Below are 3653 nucleotides of genomic sequence, written 5' to 3' on the forward strand. Positions count from 1 at the left end.
TCACCAATTAATGCCGGAATCACCGTTTTATTTCCCGCCAGAACAAGTGACGGATCGCAGCGATCAGTTTATGGCTTCTGAAATTATCCGCGAAAAATTAATGCGCTTACTAGGGCAGGAAATCCCTTACTCATTAGCGGTCACCTTAATCGAATTTCGGAAGGAGGAAAAAATTGTTCGCCTGTCTGGGGTAATTTGGGTTGAAAAAAAAAGTCAAAAAGGAATTGTCATTGGAAAAAAGGGGGGGCGACTTAAAAGGGTTGGCACCAACGCCCGTCTTGATATGGAAAAATGGTTTGGCGAAAAAGTGTTTTTACAACTATGGGTAAAGGTTAAAAACGGCTGGGCAGATAACGAACGATTGTTAAGGGAGCTGGGGCTTGAAGAATGACAAAACGCGTTGCTTTAGAGCCAGCTTTTATTTTACATCGACGTCCATACAGCAATACCAGCTTAATCCTCGAGTTATTAACGCCTAACCATGGCCGTGTTTGCGCATTAGCGCGAAGTGCCCGCGGACTAAAATCACGCTATAAAGGTAAGTTAGGATTATTTTATCCACTTTTAATTTCGTGGTCAGGTCGCAGTGATTTAAAATTTTTAGGCGACGTTGAAGCTAATGGAATGCCCTATTTATTGGAAGGTGAAGCCCTGTTATGTGGTTTTTATTTAAATGAATTGTTAATACGCCTACTGCATCACGATGACCCTTGCCTTCGATTATTTCATCACTACCAAAATACATTGGAAAAATTAGTTAATGGCCGATTAGAAGCAACTTTGCGCTGCTTTGAGAAACAATTATTAGACGAACTTGGTTACGGACTTCCCTTATCGTACGACGTTGAAATGAAATTACCGTTCAAGCCCGATCAGTTTTATCAATATTTACCCGACCGCGGCTTTTTACTTTGCGAAAAAAGCGAAGAAAAAGACGTTTTTTCAGGGAAGAGCCTCTTAGCCTTACAGGAAGAGTCATTTTCCGATGAGTCATCCCTAAAAGAAATCAAATACTTAATGCGATTAACACTAAACCGCCTGCTCGGAAAAAAAGCGCTTAAAACACGCGAGCTATTATTCTAGCGGGATTATCCTCGCTTCGTTGAAAGAAAAAGTAATCCGTATGCAGCGGAGCGAAATGCGGGACAGTGCCTTAAACCTGACATCCCCACCTCTTCATCATTATTCCCGCGCAGGCACCTGGGGGTCAACTTAAGGGGGCGAAGTAAAGAGGGAATATCAAAGCCGACTCGGCCGTGAAGGTTTTGTATGCTTCAATAATACAGCAGATGCCCCCGCGGGAGGGCGACGGGTTTTAAGTTTTTCACGCTTCACCACGGGTGGGGGGGATGTACGACCCTTCTTAACCCTTTTAACTCACTGACTTTATTCATTAAAATATGTTTACCGCAATCTCGACGAAAGCGATCTTGAATTTATTTTGCATCGCTATCCAGAGCTCGGCTTTGAAAAAGTGGATCGCCATAAAATGGGACTGAAATATGGAGAGAAAAATTACAGCGTTAGCTAGGAAAGATATTCCAGGTTAACGAAACTGTTGAGAGATGCATTAGTCGCCAAGAAAATATACGTTTTTTATTTGCGCAAGAAGATCTAAAAATGCCATCGATGTTGAAGCTTATCAACCGCTGTTAAGGTTTACCTATTTGCTACGGTGTATGGCTGAGCTTATACAACAAATTTCAGAACAGACAGGTTCCAATCATGAGGAAATTTCAGTGCTATTGCCAGTGGCAATCTATTTTTTAGAAAAAGAAATTCACAAAAAAAGAAGCGCTTACTAACTTAATTGCCAAACATCTTGAGTTGTCTGTTCAAGACTGCGTTGCTCATCCTTATCGTTATTCGGCTGAATACGAGGGAAGGACACACCATCAACATGCCCCCATGGAAGTAACGTTAATTGTGCTTCGGATGCCCACCCAAGATTATCCACAACGGATAGCAATTAATTCCTAGCGCAAACGGTCACACCGAATGTGGTAGATAATTCGGTGTAAATGTAAAACTGTGAGTAAAGTGAGAAAGATGGTGATCTGAAAAATTTTCCTAACCCTTTTAATTTAACTGGGGCCAAGTACCATTCCGGATATTAGCGTTAGCCGATAATGCTTCTTTTTCTTATGGAATAAGGTCGTTAGTCACTGATTCCGACCAAAGCTCGGCCTCAACAGTCGCGTACTGCTGATAAATTACGACAAAAGAAACAAGCGGCGATTGACAATCTATATTAAATAAAAGCGCGTTCAATGGCGAACCCAACATCGCGGAGTATTAAACTGTCGTTGGACGACATTATAACAGTTAGTGTCTCATTTTCCTTCTTCACTACAAGCCTATTTGGTTTGAACTTCTGCGTCTAAGCTTCGTTTATAGAAGCATGATGAGATTAGGTCCTAAAAACTAGCGGAGAAAGATTCCTTTGATTATACTCAACTTAAAAAAGGATCTAGCAATGGTTCGTTTAGGCGTGAATATTGATCATATCGCCACCTTGCGCCAAGCACGGGGGGTGGATTATCCTGATCCTGTGGAAGCGGCTATGATTGCTATAGAAGCGGGTGCTGATGGAATTACGTTGCATTTGCGAGAAGATCGCCGCCATATTCAAGGTAACGACGTCCGTAATTTAAAGCGCAAATTAACAGTACCAATGAATTTGGAAATGACAACTGCCGAAGATATTATCCAATTTGCCGAGGAAATTAAGCCTGAACGTTGTTGCCTCGTGCCTGAAAAACGTGAAGAGCTGACAACCGAGGGCGGTTTAGATGTTGCCGGCCAGAAAAATACTTTAAAAAAAGTTTGTGCGCGCCTGGCGAAAGTCGGTATAGAGGTTTCTTTATTTATCGACCCTGAAGAAAAACAAATTAATGCAGCGAAAGCCGCAGGCGCTCCTGTTATCGAAATCCACACCGGCCATTACGCCAACGCCAAAACCGATCATGAGCATAACCAACAATTAAAACACATTACCGCCGCCGCTGCCTACGCCGATAGCCTCAGTCTCATCGTAAACGCCGGCCACGGCTTAACCATCCACAACATCCAACCAATCGCCGCGATCCCCGTCATTAACGAACTCAATATCGGCCATAGCATTATTTCTCGCGGAGTACTGGTTGGACTAGCGGAAGCAGTGAAAGAAATGAAAACGCTGATTGCTGGAGCGCAATAACCAAATAGATTGTGGGGTGAGTCTAACGGTGAGCTGGTAGGAGCGCTATCGAGGGAGGCCCATTGAGCTGGAGTTCTCTCTCTCTGCAGCAGGGTCATTACGTCTGTCTATCTCATTTTTAAAGAAGCCGACTAAAGCCCCTCTGCTTGTTGTAAGTTTCTTGTTAAGGAAGAAGGTTTCTTAACAATTAAAATCAACGGCTTGGATACTTACGAGAGTTGGTCTATTGAAGAAAGGCGTAGTACAAAAAATGAAAATGTAAATAACGTGGTTATCTTACCAAAGGTAATTTAAAATAAAGTTAAACAAATTCCCTTTTGTTGCTATTGGCTCCATACACGAAGGAAAGCGATGAGTTTGTTTCCTGAGCAGGTGGAATTAATGGAAAGGCTTGTTTTAATTGAAGCAATTGATTATTGGGTTGAAAATAATTTCCCTTACATTTTCTAAGCCG

At 42.3% G+C, this 3653-nt stretch carries 3 protein-coding genes and 1 pseudogene; all 4 read left to right on the top strand.

Translation table 11 applies throughout. From position 1 onward, the window contains the following. Positions 1-391, top strand: a 391-nt coding sequence (era, locus tag FIV31_RS07380) for a GTPase Era (RefSeq protein WP_280124327.1), incomplete at its 5' end; no start/stop codon positions are given. Beyond that, positions 388-1083: a DNA repair protein RecO gene (gene recO, locus FIV31_RS07385; protein WP_280124328.1), complete on the top strand. Its 696-nt coding sequence runs from the start codon at positions 388-390 to the stop codon at positions 1081-1083. The genes era and recO, both read left to right, overlap by 4 nt. A gap of 793 nt (positions 1084-1876) precedes the next feature. Beyond that, positions 1877-2021, top strand: a pseudogene (locus FIV31_RS07390) (type IVB secretion system apparatus protein IcmL.1); the annotation flags it as partial. A gap of 422 nt (positions 2022-2443) precedes the next feature. Continuing rightward, a complete protein-coding gene (pdxJ, locus tag FIV31_RS07395; RefSeq protein ID WP_280124329.1) occupies positions 2444-3199 on the top strand; it encodes a pyridoxine 5'-phosphate synthase in 756 nt (251 codons plus the stop codon). Positions 3200-3653 lie beyond the last annotated feature (454 nt).

Origin of the sequence: Coxiella endosymbiont of Ornithodoros amblus, assembly GCF_019425495.1 — a bacterium.
Classification (GTDB): Bacteria; Pseudomonadota; Gammaproteobacteria; order Coxiellales; family Coxiellaceae; genus Coxiella.

Coding starts and splice junctions, on each gene's coding strand:
- recO (WP_280124328.1), top strand. CDS start 388: ATGACAAAACGCGTTGCTTTAGAGCCAGCTTTTATTTTACATCGACGT.